The sequence below is a fragment of the Burkholderia sp. KCJ3K979 genome (genome assembly GCF_016759955.1).
In the GTDB taxonomy this organism is placed as follows: Bacteria; Pseudomonadota; Gammaproteobacteria; order Burkholderiales; family Burkholderiaceae; genus Burkholderia; species Burkholderia orbicola.
Window position 1 is genome coordinate 1 of the sequence record NZ_JACFYV010000477.1, and the last position, 430, is coordinate 430.

General features: G+C 51.6%; 1 pseudogene. It reads left to right on the forward strand.

Annotation, left to right across the window (positions count from 1 at the left end):
• Positions 1-42: 42 nt before the first annotated feature.
• Positions 43-430 (forward strand): annotated as a pseudogene (locus tag H3O04_RS35715) (ParB N-terminal domain-containing protein); the annotation flags it as partial.

A 430-nucleotide genomic window follows, 5' to 3' on the forward strand; every position in this document is an offset into this window, starting at 1 on the left:
CTATGAACGTTACCTGCAGCGTATGAAGGAAAGGAGGAATGAATGGGGGATTCTGTGACACCTGAAGTGGAGGTACTGAGTGACATGATTCGTCAGTACTTCAGCCAGGAACGATCAGAAAAAGAGACTATACAGGCTCTGAATCATCTGCGCAGGGTACTTCATGAAGTCAGCCCTTTTGCACAGGAGCCTGTGGACTGTGTGCTGTGGGTGAAAGCAGATGAGGTGGTGGCCAACGATTATAACCCCAATGTCATGGCGCCGGGTGAGAAGAAACTGCTGAAGCAGTCACTGGAGAAAGATGGTTTCACCCAACCCGTGGTGGTGTCGGCGGAGAAGAACCCCTATCTGGTGGTGGATGGTTTTCATCGTCAGTTACTGGGCAGGGAAGCAGGTACAGGAAAACGCCTGAAAGGCTGGTTGCCAGTGG